This is a genomic window from Nonomuraea sp. NPDC049152 (genome assembly GCF_040648355.1).
Taxonomy (GTDB): domain Bacteria; phylum Actinomycetota; class Actinomycetes; order Streptosporangiales; family Streptosporangiaceae; genus Nonomuraea.
The window spans coordinates 87,867-103,136 of record NZ_JBEZDO010000035.1 but is presented as its reverse complement, the minus strand read 5'-3'; the positions used below and the strand labels follow the sequence as shown (position 1 = coordinate 103,136).

17 protein-coding genes are annotated in these 15,270 nt (G+C 66.3%); all 17 read left to right on the top strand.

The window, feature by feature from the left end; translation table 11 throughout:
- Positions 1-131: 131 nt before the first annotated feature.
- Positions 132-4,010, top strand: a complete 3,879-nt coding sequence (locus AB0B45_RS42700; protein ID WP_358143271.1) for a DNA-directed RNA polymerase subunit beta' — start codon at positions 132-134, stop codon at positions 4,008-4,010.
- A gap of 637 nt (positions 4,011-4,647) precedes the next feature.
- Positions 4,648-5,019: a 30S ribosomal protein S12 gene (gene rpsL, locus AB0B45_RS42695; protein ID WP_354906488.1), complete on the top strand. Its 372-nt coding sequence runs from the start codon at positions 4,648-4,650 to the stop codon at positions 5,017-5,019.
- 2 nt (positions 5,020-5,021) lie between these two features.
- Positions 5,022-5,492 (top strand): 30S ribosomal protein S7, encoded by a 471-nt coding sequence (gene rpsG / locus AB0B45_RS42690; protein WP_358143269.1) that lies wholly within the window; start codon positions 5,022-5,024, stop codon positions 5,490-5,492.
- Between the two features lie 36 nt (positions 5,493-5,528).
- The gene (gene fusA / locus AB0B45_RS42685; protein WP_358143267.1) at positions 5,529-7,628 is read left to right on the top strand and encodes an elongation factor G; all 2,100 of its coding nucleotides are present in this window, start codon (positions 5,529-5,531) and stop codon (positions 7,626-7,628) included.
- Between the two features lie 223 nt (positions 7,629-7,851).
- Positions 7,852-9,045: an elongation factor Tu gene (tuf, locus tag AB0B45_RS42680; RefSeq protein ID WP_358143265.1), complete on the top strand. Its 1,194-nt coding sequence runs from the start codon at positions 7,852-7,854 to the stop codon at positions 9,043-9,045.
- A gap of 258 nt (positions 9,046-9,303) precedes the next feature.
- Entirely contained in the window at positions 9,304-9,612 is a 309-nt protein-coding gene (gene rpsJ, locus AB0B45_RS42675; protein WP_012887830.1) for a 30S ribosomal protein S10, read from the top strand.
- 14 nt (positions 9,613-9,626) lie between these two features.
- The gene (rplC, locus tag AB0B45_RS42670; RefSeq protein ID WP_358143263.1) at positions 9,627-10,280 is read left to right on the top strand and encodes a 50S ribosomal protein L3; all 654 of its coding nucleotides are present in this window, start codon (positions 9,627-9,629) and stop codon (positions 10,278-10,280) included.
- Complete coding sequence (gene rplD, locus AB0B45_RS42665) at positions 10,277-10,924, top strand: 50S ribosomal protein L4 (protein ID WP_358143261.1); 648 nt, start codon at positions 10,277-10,279, stop codon at positions 10,922-10,924. The genes rplC and rplD overlap by 4 nt, the downstream gene beginning before the upstream one ends.
- Entirely contained in the window at positions 10,924-11,277 is a 354-nt protein-coding gene (rplW, locus tag AB0B45_RS42660) for a 50S ribosomal protein L23 (RefSeq protein WP_358143259.1), read from the top strand. Before rplD ends, rplW begins: the two co-directional genes overlap by 1 nt.
- A 103-nt stretch (positions 11,278-11,380) precedes the next feature.
- The gene (gene rplB / locus AB0B45_RS42655) at positions 11,381-12,217 is read left to right on the top strand and encodes a 50S ribosomal protein L2 (RefSeq protein ID WP_358143257.1); all 837 of its coding nucleotides are present in this window, start codon (positions 11,381-11,383) and stop codon (positions 12,215-12,217) included.
- An 11-nt stretch (positions 12,218-12,228) separates the two neighbouring features.
- A complete protein-coding gene (gene rpsS / locus AB0B45_RS42650; protein WP_179819692.1) occupies positions 12,229-12,507 on the top strand; it encodes a 30S ribosomal protein S19 in 279 nt (92 codons plus the stop codon).
- 31 nt (positions 12,508-12,538) lie between these two features.
- Positions 12,539-12,892 carry a 50S ribosomal protein L22 gene (gene rplV / locus AB0B45_RS42645; RefSeq protein WP_192779597.1) on the top strand — a complete coding sequence of 118 codons (354 nt, stop codon included), beginning with the start codon at positions 12,539-12,541 and terminating at the stop codon, positions 12,890-12,892.
- Positions 12,892-13,740 carry a 30S ribosomal protein S3 gene (gene rpsC, locus AB0B45_RS42640; RefSeq protein WP_358143254.1) on the top strand — a complete coding sequence of 283 codons (849 nt, stop codon included), beginning with the start codon at positions 12,892-12,894 and terminating at the stop codon, positions 13,738-13,740. The genes rplV and rpsC overlap by 1 nt, the downstream gene beginning before the upstream one ends.
- A gap of 2 nt (positions 13,741-13,742) precedes the next feature.
- Positions 13,743-14,162: a 50S ribosomal protein L16 gene (rplP, locus tag AB0B45_RS42635; protein WP_358143252.1), complete on the top strand. Its 420-nt coding sequence runs from the start codon at positions 13,743-13,745 to the stop codon at positions 14,160-14,162.
- Positions 14,162-14,398, top strand: coding sequence for a 50S ribosomal protein L29 (gene rpmC, locus AB0B45_RS42630; RefSeq protein ID WP_358143250.1), 237 nt, complete (start codon positions 14,162-14,164; stop codon positions 14,396-14,398). Before rplP ends, rpmC begins: the two co-directional genes overlap by 1 nt.
- On the top strand, positions 14,391-14,666 hold the full coding sequence (gene rpsQ, locus AB0B45_RS42625) for a 30S ribosomal protein S17 (protein WP_358143248.1): 276 nt from the start codon (positions 14,391-14,393) through the stop codon (positions 14,664-14,666). Before rpmC ends, rpsQ begins: the two co-directional genes overlap by 8 nt.
- A gap of 230 nt (positions 14,667-14,896) precedes the next feature.
- Positions 14,897-15,268 carry a 50S ribosomal protein L14 gene (gene rplN / locus AB0B45_RS42620; RefSeq protein WP_026214151.1) on the top strand — a complete coding sequence of 124 codons (372 nt, stop codon included), beginning with the start codon at positions 14,897-14,899 and terminating at the stop codon, positions 15,266-15,268.
- The last annotated feature ends 2 nt before the right edge of the window (positions 15,269-15,270 follow it).

Genomic DNA, 15,270 nt, shown 5'->3' with positions numbered 1-15,270 from the left:
TCCAGCGACGGCATGTCCATCGAGATGCGTGACACCGACGAGGACGTCTTCAGGGCGGCCGAGGAGCTCGGTATCGATCTGTCGCGGCGCGAGCCAAGCAGCGTGGAAGAAGTCTGAGGGGGAGATAACACATGCTCGACGTCAACTTCTTCGACGAGCTCCGGATCGGCCTTGCCACGGCCGACGACATCCGCCAGTGGTCTCACGGCGAGGTGAAGAAGCCCGAGACCATCAACTACCGGACTCTCAAGCCGGAAAAGGACGGACTCTTCTGCGAGAAGATCTTCGGCCCGACCCGCGACTGGGAGTGCTACTGCGGTAAGTACAAGCGCGTCCGCTTCAAGGGCATCATCTGCGAGCGCTGCGGCGTCGAGGTCACTCGCGCCAAGGTGCGTCGTGAGCGGATGGGCCACATCGAGCTGGCCGCGCCTGTCACCCACATCTGGTACTTCAAGGGCGTTCCCTCGCGCCTTGGCTACCTGCTCGACCTGGCCCCGAAGGACCTGGAGAAGGTCATCTACTTCGCGGCCTACATGATCACGCACGTCGAGACCGAACTGCGTGACCGTGACCTGCCGTCGCTGGAGGCGAAGATCTCCGTCGAGCGGCAGCACATCGAGCAGCGCCGTGACGCCGACATCGAGGCCAGGCAGAAGAAGCTCGAGGGCGACCTGGCCGAGCTCGAGGCCGCCGGCGCCAAGGGCGACCAGCGCCGCAAGGTCCGCGAGGGCGCCGAGCGCGAGATGCGTCAGCTTCGCGACCGGGCCCAGCGTGAGCTGGACCGGCTCGACGAGGTGTGGAGCCGCTTCAAGAACCTCAAGGTCCAGGACCTCGAGGGCGACGAGATGCTCTACCGCGAGATGCGCGACCGCTTCGGCCGCTACTTCAAGGGCGGCATGGGCGCGCAGGCGATCCAGGAGCGCCTGATCAGCTTCGACCTCGACGCCGAGGCCGAGAACCTGCGCGAGACCATCCGCAGCGGCAAGGGCCAGAAGAAGGCCCGCGCCCTCAAGCGGCTCAAGGTCGTGTCGGCGTTCCTCAACACGACCAACTCGCCGCGCGGCATGGTGCTCGACTGCATCCCTGTCATCCCGCCGGACCTGCGCCCGATGGTGCAGCTCGACGGTGGCAGGTTCGCCACCTCCGACCTCAACGACCTCTACCGTCGTGTGATCAACAGGAACAACCGCCTCAAGCGACTTCTCGACCTCGGCGCGCCCGAGATCATCGTGAACAACGAGAAGCGGATGCTCCAGGAGGCCGTCGACGCGCTGTTCGACAACGGCCGCCGCGGTCGCCCCGTCACGGGTCCCGGCAACCGTCCGCTGAAGTCCCTCAGCGACATGCTGAAGGGCAAGCAGGGCCGCTTCCGTCAGAACCTGCTGGGCAAGCGAGTCGACTACTCCGGCCGTTCGGTCATCGTCGTCGGTCCGCAGCTCAAGCTGCACCAGTGCGGTCTGCCCAAGCAGATGGCGCTGGAGCTGTTCAAGCCGTTCGTGATGAAGCGCCTGGTCGACCTCAACCACGCCCAGAACATCAAGTCGGCGAAGCGCATGGTCGAACGCGCCCGCCCCGTGGTGTGGGACGTGCTCGAAGAGGTCATCACCGAGCACCCCGTGCTGCTCAACCGCGCCCCCACGCTCCACCGTCTGGGCATCCAGGCGTTCGAGCCGCAGCTGGTCGAGGGCAAGGCCATCCAGATCCACCCGCTCGTCTGCACCGCCTTCAACGCGGACTTCGACGGCGACCAGATGGCCGTGCACCTGCCGCTGTCGGCTGAGGCCCAGGCCGAGGCTCGCATCCTGATGCTCTCGACCAACAACATCCTCAAGCCGGCCGACGGCAAGCCCGTGACGATGCCCACCCAGGACATGGTCATCGGCCTCTACTGGCTGACCACGCAGAAGGAAGGCGCGGAGGGCGAGGGCAGGGTCTTCGGCTCGGTGGCCGAGGCGCAGATGGCCTTCGACCGCAGTGAGCTGGAGATCCAGGCGAAGATCCAGATCCGGCTCGCCGGTGACGTCCAGCCGCCGCGCGGCTGGGCCGCTCCCGAGGGCTGGGAGCCGGGCGACACCATCCGCCTGGAGACGACCTTCGGCCGGTGCCTGTTCAACCAGACGCTCCCGGCGAACTACCCGTTCGTCAACTTCCAGGTCGGCAAGAAGCAGCTGTCCGCGATCGTCAACGAGCTGGCCGAGACCTACCCCAAGGTCGAGGTCGCCAACTCGCTCGACGCGCTCAAGGACGCGGGCTTCCGCTGGGCGACCCGCTCCGGCGTCACGATCTCCATCGACGACGTCGTCGCGCCGCCCAACAAGGCCGAGATCATGGAGAACTACGAGCGCAGGGCCGACAAGGTCCAGCGTGAGTACGAGCGCGGTCTGATCACCGACGAGGAGCGCCGTCAGGAGCTCATCGAGATCTGGACCCACGCCACGGCGGACGTCGAGACCGACATGGTCAACGCGTTCCCCGCGACGAACCCGGTCTGGATGATGGTCAACTCCGGCGCCCGCGGTAACAAGATGCAGGTGCGTCAGATCGCCGGTATCCGTGGCCTGGTGTCCAACACCAAGGGTGAGACGATCCCCCGGCCGATCAAGGCCTCCTTCCGTGAGGGCCTGTCGGTTCTGGAGTACTTCATCTCCACCCACGGTCAGCGGAAGGGTCTGGCCGACACCGCCCTGCGTACCGCCGACTCGGGTTACCTGACCCGTCGTCTGGTGGACGTCGCGCAGGACGTCATCGTGCGCGAGATCGACTGCGGCACCGACCGCGGGGTCCCGCTGCACGTCGGTGAGCGCGACTCGGCCGGCAACCTGGTCAAGGCGGAGAACGCCGAGTCCAACGTGCACGGCCGAATCCTGGCCGAGGACGTCGAGGTCGACGGCAAGATCATCGCCCCGGTGGGTGTCGACATCAACGACAACCACGTCACGGCGCTGGTCGAGGCCGGCATCGAGACCGTCCGCACCCGCAGCGCGCTGGTGTGCGAGGCCAAGATCGGTGTCTGCGCGACCTGCTACGGCCGCTCGCTGGCCACCGGCAAGCTCGTCGACGTCGGCGAGGCGGTCGGCATCATCGCCGCCCAGTCGATCGGTGAGCCCGGCACGCAGCTGACGATGCGTACCTTCCACACCGGTGGTGTGGCGGGCGCCGACATCACCCACGGTCTGCCCCGTGTCCAGGAGCTGTTCGAGGCCCGCATCCCCAAGGGTGTCGCCCCGATCTCCGAGGCCGAGGGCAGGGTCCGCATCGACGAGACCGACAAGACCCGGAAGATCGTGATCGTCCCCGACGACGGGTCGGAGGAGATCGCCTACCCGGTGTCGATGCGCTCGCGTCTGCTCGTCCAGGACGGCCAGCACGTGTCGGTGGGCGGCCAGCTCATCGCCGGTGCGGTCAACCCGAACGAGGTGCTGCGCATCCTCGGCCCGCGTGCGGTGCAGCTGCACCTGGTGGCCGAGGTCCAGCAGGTCTACCGCTCGCAGGGTGTGTCGATCCACGACAAGCACATCGAGATCATCGTTCGGCAGATGCTCAAGCGCGTCAACGTGCTCGAGTCCGGTGAGACGGACCTGCTGCCCGGTGAGCTCGTCGAGCGTCCGCGCTTCGAGCAGATGAACCGCGAGACCGTCGCCGAGGGTGGCAGCCCCGCCTCCGGCCGTCCGGTCCTCATGGGCATCACGAAGGCCTCGCTCGCCACCGAGTCGTGGCTGTCGGCGGCCTCCTTCCAGGAGACGACCAGGGTCCTGACGGACGCGGCGATCCACGCCAAGTCCGACTCGCTCCTGGGCCTGAAGGAGAACGTCATCATCGGTAAGCTCATCCCGGCCGGTACGGGTATGCCCCAGTACCGCAACATCAGGGTCGAGCCGACCGAGGAGGCCAAGGCCGCGATGTACACCGTCGGCGGGTACGACGGCTCGGCCGCGGACTACACCTTCGGCACCGGCAGCGGCGAGGCCGTGCCGCTGGAGGAGTACGACTTCGGTCAGTACAACCGGTAGGCGATCAGCTCGTCAGAACGCCCCGCTTCCCGTCCCAGGACGGGAGGCGGGGCGTTCCCGTTTCCCGAAGATTCCCGTAGTCGTCACTTCGCCGGCGTGTCGAGGCGCGTGCGCGGCCGTCCTCCGGCCCTGTACGGCAAGCAGCGCCACGCGCACCCATGGGCGCGTGGCCGGGGCCTGTCCAGGGTCACGCCTCACCGAGCGCGCGTGGCCGGCCGCCCAGACGGAAGGTCACGGCGCGAGCTTGCCGCACAGAAGGGGAAAACGTGTGGCGAAGACGGCCGGAGAACTCGGGTGATGCGGGTAAGCTAGACAAGGGTCTGATAGGGCCACGGCACGAATGTACGGTCGCACCAACAGCGACCGGGACGCAGTCGTTTTGACGTGCTGCGCTGGGCTGGGTAGTCTTGCCCTTCGTGCCCGTGTGTTCTCGGGCCCTCATGCATGCGCTCCGACAGGCGGCGCGGCATGGTCCCTCTCCGGCGTGCGACTGCGCAGGGGCTCGTGGCTCGGCAGAGCGCGACACGCCCGACCGCGTGGGTCGGCGGGAGGGGAAAACCAGCAGGTCATGACACCGGCAGCACCTGCGAAACGCTCAACCTGACGTATTACCGGCCAAGGCACGAACGGAGTGGCAGTGCCCACTATTCAGCAGTTGGTCCGCAAGGGCCGGCAGGACAAGGTCACCAAGACCAAGACTCCTGCCCTCAAGGGGAGCCCGCAGCGGCGCGGCACTTGCCAGCGCGTCTACACCACGACTCCCAAGAAGCCCAACTCGGCACTGCGTAAGGTGGCCCGAGTTCGGCTCACCAACGGCATCGAGGTCACGGCCTACATCCCCGGTGTGGGTCACAACCTGCAGGAGCACTCCATCGTGCTCGTGCGTGGCGGTCGTGTGAAGGACCTGCCGGGTGTTCGCTACAAGATCATCCGCGGTTCGCTCGACACCCAGGGCGTCCGTAACCGCAAGCAGGCCCGCAGCCGCTACGGCACGAAGAAGGAGAAGTAACCATGCCTCGCAAGGGTTCTCCTGGCCGTCGCCAGCTCATGGCTGACCCGGTTTACAGCTCGCCGCTGGTTACCGCTCTGATCAACAAGGTCCTCCTGGACGGCAAGCGCTCCATCGCGCAGTCGATCGTCTACGGGGCCCTCGAGGGCTGCAAGGACAAGACGGGCAACGACCCGGTCGTCACGCTGAAGCGCGCCCTCGACAACGTCAAGCCCACTCTCGAGGTCCGCAGCCGCCGTGTCGGTGGCGCGACCTACCAGGTGCCGGTCGAGGTGCGCGCCGCGCGCAGCACCACCCTGGCCCTGCGTTGGCTGGTGCAGTACTCCCGCGCTCGCCGCGAGAAGACCATGACCGAGCGCCTCATGAACGAGCTCCTCGACGCCAGCAACGGCCTCGGGGCGAGCGTCAAGAAGCGCGAGGACACCCACAAGATGGCCGAGTCCAACAAGGCCTTCGCCCACTACCGCTGGTAACAGCGGGTTCGACGAGACGACGAGGACGCGAGAGAAGTGGCCACCACGACCGCTCTTGACCTGGCCAAGATCCGCAACATCGGGATCATGGCCCACATCGACGCGGGCAAGACCACCACGACCGAGCGCATCCTGTTCTACACCGGCATCAACTACAAGATCGGTGAAGTCCACGAGGGCGCTGCCACGATGGACTGGATGGAGCAGGAGCAGGAGCGCGGCATCACGATCACGTCTGCCGCGACGACCTGTGAGTGGCTCGACCACACCATCAACATCATCGACACTCCCGGTCACGTCGACTTCACCATCGAGGTGGAGCGCTCGCTCCGCGTCCTCGACGGTGCCGTCGCCGTGTTCGACGGTGTCGCCGGTGTCGAGCCGCAGTCGGAGACGGTGTGGCGCCAGGCTGACCGCTATGGCGTGCCGCGCATCTGCTTCGTGAACAAGATGGACCGCGTCGGCGCGGAGTTCCACCGCTGCGTCGACATGATGATCAGCCGCCTGGCCGCCACGCCGGCTGTCATCCAGCTTCCCTGGGGCGTCGAGTCCGGTTTCAAGGGCGTCATCGACCTGGTGAAGATGAAGGGTCTGCTCTGGAGCGAAGAGGCTGCCAAGGGCGAGATGTACGACACCGTCGACATCCCGGCCGAGTACGCCGACACGGCTCGTGAGTGGCGCGAGAAGCTGGTCGAGACTGTCTCCGAGAACGACGACGAGCTGATGGAGCTCTTCCTCGAGGGCACTGAGCCCACCGAGGAGCAGCTGGTCGCGGCCATTCGCCGCGCCACGCTGTCCAGCGCCATCAACCCGGTTCTCACCGGCACCGCGTTCAAGAACAAGGGCGTTCAGCCCCTGCTCGACGCGATCGTGGCCTACCTCCCCGCCCCGACCGACATCCCCGCCTTCAAGGGGCACGCGGTCGGCAAGGAGGACGAGGTCGTCGAGCGTCACGCGGACGTCAGCGAGCCCTTCTCCGCGCTGGCCTTCAAGATCATGAGTGACCAGCACCTGGGTCGTCTCACCTACATCCGCATCTACTCGGGCACGCTCGAGACCGGCACCGGGGTCATCAACTCGGTGAAGGGCAAGAAGGAGCGGATCGGCAAGATCTACCAGATGCACGCGAACAAGCGCGAGGAGCGCCCGTCCGCGCACGCTGGTCAGATCGTCGCCGTGATGGGTCTGAAGGACACCACCACGGGTGACACGCTCTCCGACCCGTCCAACCAGGTCGTGCTCGAGTCGATGACGTTCCCGGCCCCGGTCATCAACGTCGCGATCGAGCCCAAGACCAAGGGCGACCAGGAGAAGCTCGGCACCGCCATCCAGCGTCTGGCCGAGGAGGACCCGTCCTTCCAGGTCCGTCGCGACGAGGAGACCGGTCAGACGGTCATCTGGGGCATGGGCGAGCTTCACCTGGAGATCCTCGTCGACCGTATGCGTCGCGAGTTCAAGGTCGAGGCCAACGTCGGCCGTCCGCAGGTCGCCTACCGCGAGACCATCCGCCGCAAGGTGGAGAAGGTTGACTACACCCACAAGAAGCAGACCGGTGGTTCCGGTCAGTTCGCGCGGGTCATCATCAACCTGGAGCCGCTGGGCGAGGGCAACGACGGTTACGAGTTCGAGAACAAGGTTTCGGGTGGTCGTGTCCCGAGGGAGTACATCCCCTCGGTCGACGCGGGCGCCCAGGAGGCCGCCGAGTTCGGCGTGTTGGCCGGCTACCCGATGGTGGGCGTGAAGGTGACGCTGACCGACGGTGCGGCGCACGACGTCGACTCCTCGGAAATGGCCTTCAAGATCGCCGGCTCGATGGCCTTCAAGGAGGCCGCTCGCAAGGCCGACGCTGTGCTCCTCGAGCCGATGATGGCCGTTGAGGTCACCACGCCCGAGGACTACATGGGTGATGTCATCGGTGACCTCAACGGTCGCCGCGGGCAGATCCAGTCGATGGACGAGCGCGCTGGCGCCCGTGTCATCGCCGCGCTCGTTCCGCTGTCCGAGATGTTCGGCTACGTGGGTGACCTGCGCAGCCGTACACAGGGCCGGGCGAGCTACAGCATGCAGTTCGACTCCTACGCGGAAGTGCCTCCGGGCATCGCCAAGGAGATCGTCGCGAAGGTCCGGGGCGAATAGTCCCCGAGTCCCGATGGCAGCGGGGCGGCGGTCGTCGCCCCACTGCCTGAAGGGCCGGGGCGATGCGCCCGGAGACTCGCCCGCGGTCCAGCCGCTGGAGAGGTCCGGGACACCCCGGCGTCCCTGGTGGAGTGGTGACGAGCCGCCCCACCGCCCAGGGGCCGGGCTAAACCCCGGGCCCGAGTGTGAAGTAAGTCAGTCAGATTCTCTAAGGAGAGAACCAGTGGCTAAGGCCAAGTTCGAGCGGACTAAGCCGCACGTGAACATCGGCACCATTGGGCACATCGACCACGGCAAGACCACTCTGACCGCGGCGATCACCAAGGTGCTCCACGAGCGTTACCCCGAGCTTAACGAGGCGACCCCGTTCGACAAGATCGACAAGGCGCCCGAGGAGAAGGCTCGTGGTATCACGATCTCCATCGCGCACGTCGAGTACCAGACCGAGAAGCGCCACTACGCTCACGTGGACTGCCCCGGTCACGCCGACTACGTGAAGAACATGATCACCGGTGCCGCTCAGATGGACGGCGCGATCCTCGTGGTCGCCGCCACCGACGGCCCGATGCCGCAGACGAAGGAGCACGTCCTCCTGGCCCGCCAGGTCGGCGTCCCCTACATCGTCGTGGCCCTCAACAAGGCCGACATGGTCGACGACGAGGAGATCCTGGAGCTCGTCGAGCTCGAGGTTCGTGAGCTCCTGTCCGCTCAGGAGTTCCCCGGCGACGACCTGCCCGTCGTTCGCGTCTCCGCTCTGAAGGCCCTCGAGGGCGACCAGAAGTGGGGCGACAGCATCATCGAGCTGATGACCGCTGTCGACGAGAACGTCCCCGAGCCTGCTCGTGACACCGAGAAGCCGTTCCTGATGCCGATCGAGGACGTCTTCTCGATCACCGGTCGTGGCACCGTCGTCACCGGCCGTATCGAGCGCGGTATCGTCAAGGTCAACGAGACGGTCGACATCATCGGCATCCGCACGGAGAAGACCACCACCACGGTCACCGGCGTCGAGATGTTCCGCAAGCTGCTCGACGAGGGCCAGGCCGGTGACAACGTCGGTCTGCTCCTGCGCGGCATCAAGCGTGAGGACGTCGAGCGCGGCCAGTGCATCATCAAGCCGGGCACGACCACCCCGCACACCGAGTTCGACGCCCAGGTCTACATCCTGAGCAAGGACGAGGGCGGCCGCCACACGCCGTTCTTCAACAACTACCGCCCGCAGTTCTACTTCCGCACGACGGACGTGACCGGCGTGGTGAACCTCCCTGAGGGCACCGAGATGGTCATGCCGGGCGACAACACCGAGATGCGCGTTGAGCTGATCCAGCCCATCGCCATGGAGGACGGTCTGAAGTTCGCGATCCGTGAGGGCGGTCGTACCGTCGGCGCCGGTCGCGTGACGAAGATCCTCAAGTAGCACGACCGCTGGGGCGGCGGTCGGCCCCCGAGAAGGGCCGACCGCCGATCCGCGAACTGAGCACCACAGGCTCCACGCACACCGTGATCTCGCAGTGGCTTCGGCAGAGTGACCGAAGTAACTGCCGGATCACGGAAGAAAGACGCAGATCGATTACGTCTGCTACGTGGGGTCAGCGGGCGGTCTCCGCCCGTACCAATAGCGGCAACAGGCCGCACGATACTTTTTCAGACGACAGCGAAGGACACCGAGGCCACTATGGCGGGACAGAAGATCCGCATCCGGCTTAAGGCCTATGACCACGAGGTCATCGATAGCTCGGCCAAGAAGATCGTCGAGACGGTGACGCGGACTGGCGCGAAGGTCGCGGGCCCGGTGCCGCTGCCGACCGAGAAGAACGTGTACTGCGTCATCCGCTCGCCGCACAAGTACAAGGACAGCCGCGAGCACTTCGAGATGCGCACGCACAAGCGGCTGATTGACATCATCGACCCGACGCCGAAGACGGTCGACTCGCTCATGCGACTCGACCTCCCCGCCGGCGTCGACATTTCGATCAAGCTCTGAGGGAACGCACTGACATGGCTAAGACGATCAAGGGCGTCCTGGGCAAGAAGCTCGGCATGACCCAGGTCTTCGACGCGGACAACCGGATGGTTCCGGTGACCGTGGTCGAGGCCGGTCCGTGCGTGGTGACCAGGGTCCGCACCGCAGACAAGGACGGCTACACCGCCATCCAGCTCGGCTACGGACAGGTCGACCCCCGGAAGGTCAACAAGCCGCTCGGCGACTACCTGCGTAAGCACGAGATCACCCCGCGCCGTTACTTCGCGGAGATCCGCACCGACGACGCGAGCGACTACACCCTCGGCCAGGAGCTCCTGGCTGACACCTTCGAGGCCGGCCAGTACGTCGACGTCACTGGCAAGTCCAAGGGCAAGGGGTTCGCCGGTGTCATGAAGCGTCACGGCTTCAAGGGCCTGGGCGCGTCGCACGGTACGCAGCGCAAGCACCGCTCGCCGGGTTCCATCGGTGGCTGCGCCACCCCTGGCCGCGTATTCAAGGGTCTCCGCATGGCCGGTCGGATGGGTAACGTCCGCACCACCGTGCAGAGCCTCAAGGTTCACGCCGTGGACGCCGAGAACGGTCTCATCCTGATCAAGGGTGCGATCCCCGGCGCCAACGGCAGCCTGGTCCTCGTCCGCACCGCTGCCAAGAAGGGGGCTGCCAAGTGACCAGCATTGACGTCCTCGACGCCAGCGGCGCGAAGACTGGCTCCGTCGACCTGCCCGAAGACATCTTCGGCGCCAAGGTCAACATCCCGCTGATCCACCAGGTCGTCGTGGCCCAGCTCGCCGCTCGCCGGCAGGGCACGCACAAGGCCAAGACCCGTGGCGAGGTCAGCGGTGGCGGTAAGAAGCCTTACCGCCAGAAGGGCACCGGTCGCGCCCGTCAGGGCTCGACCCGCGCGCCGCAGTTCACCGGTGGTGGCACCGTCCACGGTCCGCTCCCGCGTGACTACTCCCAGAAGACGCCCAAGAAGATGAAGGCCGCCGCCCTGCGTGGCGCCCTCTCCGACAGGGCGACCGGCGGTCGCGTGCACGTGGTCAGCGGCCTGGTCACCGGCGAGACGCCGAAGACCAAGGCGGCCCTCGAGGCCCTGCGCAAGATCACCGAGGCCAAGACCGTCCTGGTCGTGGTCGACGAGACCGACGAGCTCACCTGGCTGAGCCTGCGCAACGCTCCGGAGGTCCACCTGCTGGACGCCGGTCAGCTGAACACCTACGACGTGCTCGTGCACGACGACGTGGTGTTCACGCAGGAGGCCTACGACCAGGTCGTGGCTCGGCTGAGCAAGAGCGGGAAGGAAGAGCTCTGATGGCGGACGTCACCGACCCGCAGGTCGCGCCCGAGAAGCCCAAGGGCCGCTTGGAGAGGGTCGCCGACCCGCGCGACATCATCATCAAGCCCGTTGTCTCCGAGAAGAGCTACGGCCTGATCGATGAGAACAACAAGTACACGTTCCTGGTGAAGACGACCGCGAACAAGACCCAGGTCAAGATCGCCGTTGAGCAGATCTTCGGGGTCAAGGTCACCAGCGTGAACACCATCAACCGGCAGGGCAAGCGCAAGCGCACCCGCGCCGGTTTCGGCAAGCGTCCCGACACCAAGCGCGCGATCGTGAGCTTGGCCGAGGGCGACAGGATCGACATCTTCGGTCAGATCGGCTAGCCGACACGTAAGTAAGCAGGCCGTACGGCCCGCGGGGGATGAGACCGCCGTGCGAAAGCCCGGCGGGCTCACCCATGTAACCGACGAAGGATGAACGAAAAAGATGGGCATCCGTAAGTACAAGCCGACGACCCCGGGTCGCCGCGGCTCGAGTGTCTCGGACTTCTCCGAGATCACCCGCAGCACGCCGGAGAAGTCGCTGCTTGCTCCCCTTCACAGCAAGGGTGGCCGTAACGTCCACGGCCGAGTCACCGCCCGCCACCAGGGTGGTGGACACAAGCGCGCCTACCGGATCATCGACTTCCGCAGGCACGACAAGGATGGCATTCCGGCGAAGGTCGCTCACATCGAGTACGACCCCAACCGCACCGCCAACATCGCGCTGCTGCACTACGCCGACGGCGAGAAGCGCTACATCATCGCGCCGACCGGCCTCAAGCAGGGCGACAGGATCGAGAACGGCCCCTCGGCCGACATCAAGCCTGGCAACTGCCTGCCGCTGCGCAACATCCCGACCGGTACCTTCATCCACGCGGTGGAGCTCCGTCCGGGCGGCGGCGCCAAGCTCGGCCGCTCGGCCGGCGCGCAGATCCAGCTGCTCGCCAAGGAGGGCCAGTACGCCACGCTGCGTATGCCTTCCGGCGAAATGCGCATGGTCGACGTGCGCTGCCGCGCGACGGTCGGTCAGGTCGGCAACGCCGAGCAGGCCAACATCAACTGGGGTAAGGCCGGCCGTATGCGGTGGAAGGGCAAGCGCCCGACCGTCCGTGGTGTGGCGATGAACCCCGTTGACCACCCGCACGGTGGTGGTGAGGGTAAGACCTCCGGTGGTCGCCACCCGGTCAACCCCAAGGGCAAGCCCGAGGGCCGTACCCGTCAGGCGAGCAAGGCCAGCGACAGGCTGATCATCCGCCGTCGGTCCAAGAGGAAGAAGCGGTAGGAGCAGCCGAAATGCCACGTAGCCTTAAGAAGGGTCCCTTCGTGGACGACCACCTTCAGAAGAAGGTGGACTCCCAGAACGAGAAGGGCACCAAGAACGTCATCAAGACGTGGTCGCGGCGTTCCATGATCGTTCCCGACATGCTCGGTCACACGATCGCCGTTCACGACGGCCGCAAGCACGTCCCGGTGTTCGTCACCGAGTCGATGATCGGTCACAAGCTCGGCGAGTTCGCTCCCACGCGGACCTTCCGTAGCCACGTCAAGGAAGACCGCCGCAGCCGGCGGTAAGCGCCTTTCAGAAGCATCAGAGGAGTAAGCGATGGAAGCCAGGGCTCAGGCGCGGTTCGTCCGTGTCACGCCCCAGAAGGCCCGCCGCGTGGTGGACCTTATTCGCGGGCTGCCCGCTTCGGAGGCGCAGGCCGTGCTGCAGTTCGCCAGCCAGGCGGCTAGCGAGCCGATTTACAAGGTGCTCTCGAGCGCGATGGCGAACGCTGAGCACAACTTCAAGCTCGACCCGCAGACGCTCGTCGTGAGCCGCGCGTGGGTCGACGAGGGCCCGACGCTGAAGCGGTTCCGTCCGCGTGCCCAGGGTCGTGCCTATCGGATCAACAAGCGGACGAGCCACATCACCGTGATCGTGGAGTCCCGCGAGCCGAAGGGAAGGACCCGATAGTGGGCCAGAAGGTTAACCCGCACGGGTTCCGCCTCGGCATCACGACCGACTTCAAGAGCCGGTGGTACGCCGACAAGCTGTACAAGTCGTACGTCGCTGAGGACGTGGCGATCCGTCGCATGCTGCAGAAGGGCATGGAGCGGGCCGGCATCTCCAAGGTCGAGATCGAGCGTACGACCGACCGCGTCCAGGTCGACATCCACACCGCGCGTCCCGGCATCGTCATCGGTCGTCGTGGCGCCGAGGCGGACCGTATCCGTGGTGACCTCGAGAAGCTGACCAAGAAGCAGGTCCAGCTCAACATCCTCGAGGTCAAGAACCCCGAGATCGACGCCCAGCTCGTCGCGCAGGGCGTGGCCGAGCAGCTCTCCAGCCGTGTCTCCTTCCGCCGCGCCATGCGCAAGGCGATGCAGTCGGCCATGAAGAGCGGCGCCAAGGGCATCAGGGTCGCCTGCTCCGGTCGTCTGGGCGGCGCCGAGATGTCGAGGTCGGAGTTCTACCGCGAGGGTCGTGTGCCGCTGCACACGCTGCGCGCGGACATCGACTACGGCATCTACGAGGCCCGTACCACCTTCGGCCGCATCGGCGTGAAGGTGTGGATCTACAAGGGTGAGGCTCCGACGAGCCGCGCCGAGCGTGAGGCGGCTGCCGCCGGCGCTCGCGCCGGCCAGCGTCGTGACCGCGACGACCGTCGCGGTGGCGGCGGCGACCGTCCCCGTCGTGGTGGTGGCGCCGGTGGCGCTCGCCGCGGTGGTGGCCGTGGAGACCGTGCCCCCAGGACTGAGGCGGCCTCGCAGGCTGCCCCCGAGACCGGCCCGGCTGCGCAGCCGGGTGCTGAAGGGAGCTGACCATGCTGATCCCGCGCAGGGTCAAGCACCGCAAGCAGCACCGGCCTGACCGCAGCGGAGCCGCCAAGGGCGGCACCAGGGTCGTGTTCGGCGAGTTCGGCATCCAGGCGATTGAGCACTCCTACGTGACCAACCGCCAGATCGAGTCGGCTCGTATCGCCATGACCCGTCACATCCGCCGTGGCGGCAAGGTGTGGATCAACATCTACCCCGACCGTCCGCTCACGAAGAAGCCCGCCGAGACCCGCATGGGTTCCGGTAAGGGTTCGCCGGAGTGGTGGATCGCGAACGTCAAGCCTGGTCGCGTGATGTTCGAGCTGTCCGGCGTCGCCGAGCCCATCGCTCGTGAGGCGCTGACGCGTGCGATCCACAAGCTTCCGATGAAGTGCAAGATTGTTAAGCGTGAAGTGGGTGAGGCGTGATGGCTAAGGGCCTGACCGCCGGAGAGCTGCGGCTCGAGGACCAGGACGCCCTGGTTCAGAAGCTGAAGGAGGCGAAGGAGGAGCTGTTCAACCTCCGCTTCCAGTCGGCGACCGGTCAGCTGGAGAGCCACGGGCGGCTGCGCGCCGTCCGCCGCGAGATCGCCCGTATCTACACCGTGATGCGCGAGCGCGAGCTCGGAATCGTCACGGTCGAGAAGGAGACGAGCGATGTCTGAGGCAACCGAGAAGAGCGCGCGGAACTACCGCAAGACCCGTGAGGGCCTGGTCGTCAGCGACAAGATGGACAAGACCGTCGTCGTCGCCGTCGAGGACCGCGTGAAGCACCCGCTGTACGGCAAGGTCATCCGCCGTACGACCAAGTACAAGGCGCACGACGAGGCCAACAGCTGCGGCGTCGGCGACCGGGTTCTCCTCATGGAGACCAGGCCGCTGTCCGCCACCAAGCGCTGGCGTGTCGTCGAGGTGCTTGAGAGGGCCAAGTAAGGTCTTCCGCATAGATGCGCGCCTCGTGGGGGGTGGAGACACCCCCCATGACGGTGTCCAAGGACGCGGGGGCTCCGCGCGGTGGTCGTGCCTGAGGGCACGGCGCCCGGGACGAGGCCCTCGCGTCGCCTGCGGTGCGGCCCCTTCGGGGCTGTAGCCGGAGGACCAAGACCACACAGAGTTCCGCCAGGCTCAGGGATGAGAACCAGCGGAGACCAACAGGAGTTGACGTGATCCAGCAGGAGTCGCGACTCAAGGTCGCCGACAACACGGGTGCCAAGGAGATCCTTTGCATCCGCGTTCTCGGTGGCTCGGGTCGGCGCTACGCAGGAATCGGCGACGTCATCGTCGCCACGGTGAAGGACGCTCTTCCCGGCAGCACTGGTGTGAAGAAGGGCGATGTCGTCAAGGCCGTCATCGTCCGTACGGTGAAGGAGCGTCGTCGTCCTGACGGCTCCTACATCCGTTTCGACGAGAACGCCGCCGTCATCATCAAGGACAGCGGTGACCCTCGCGGCACTCGTATCTTCGGCCCGGTCGGCCGCGAGCTGCGCGACAAGAAGTTCATGCGCATCATCTCGCTCGCCCCGGAGGTGCTGTGATG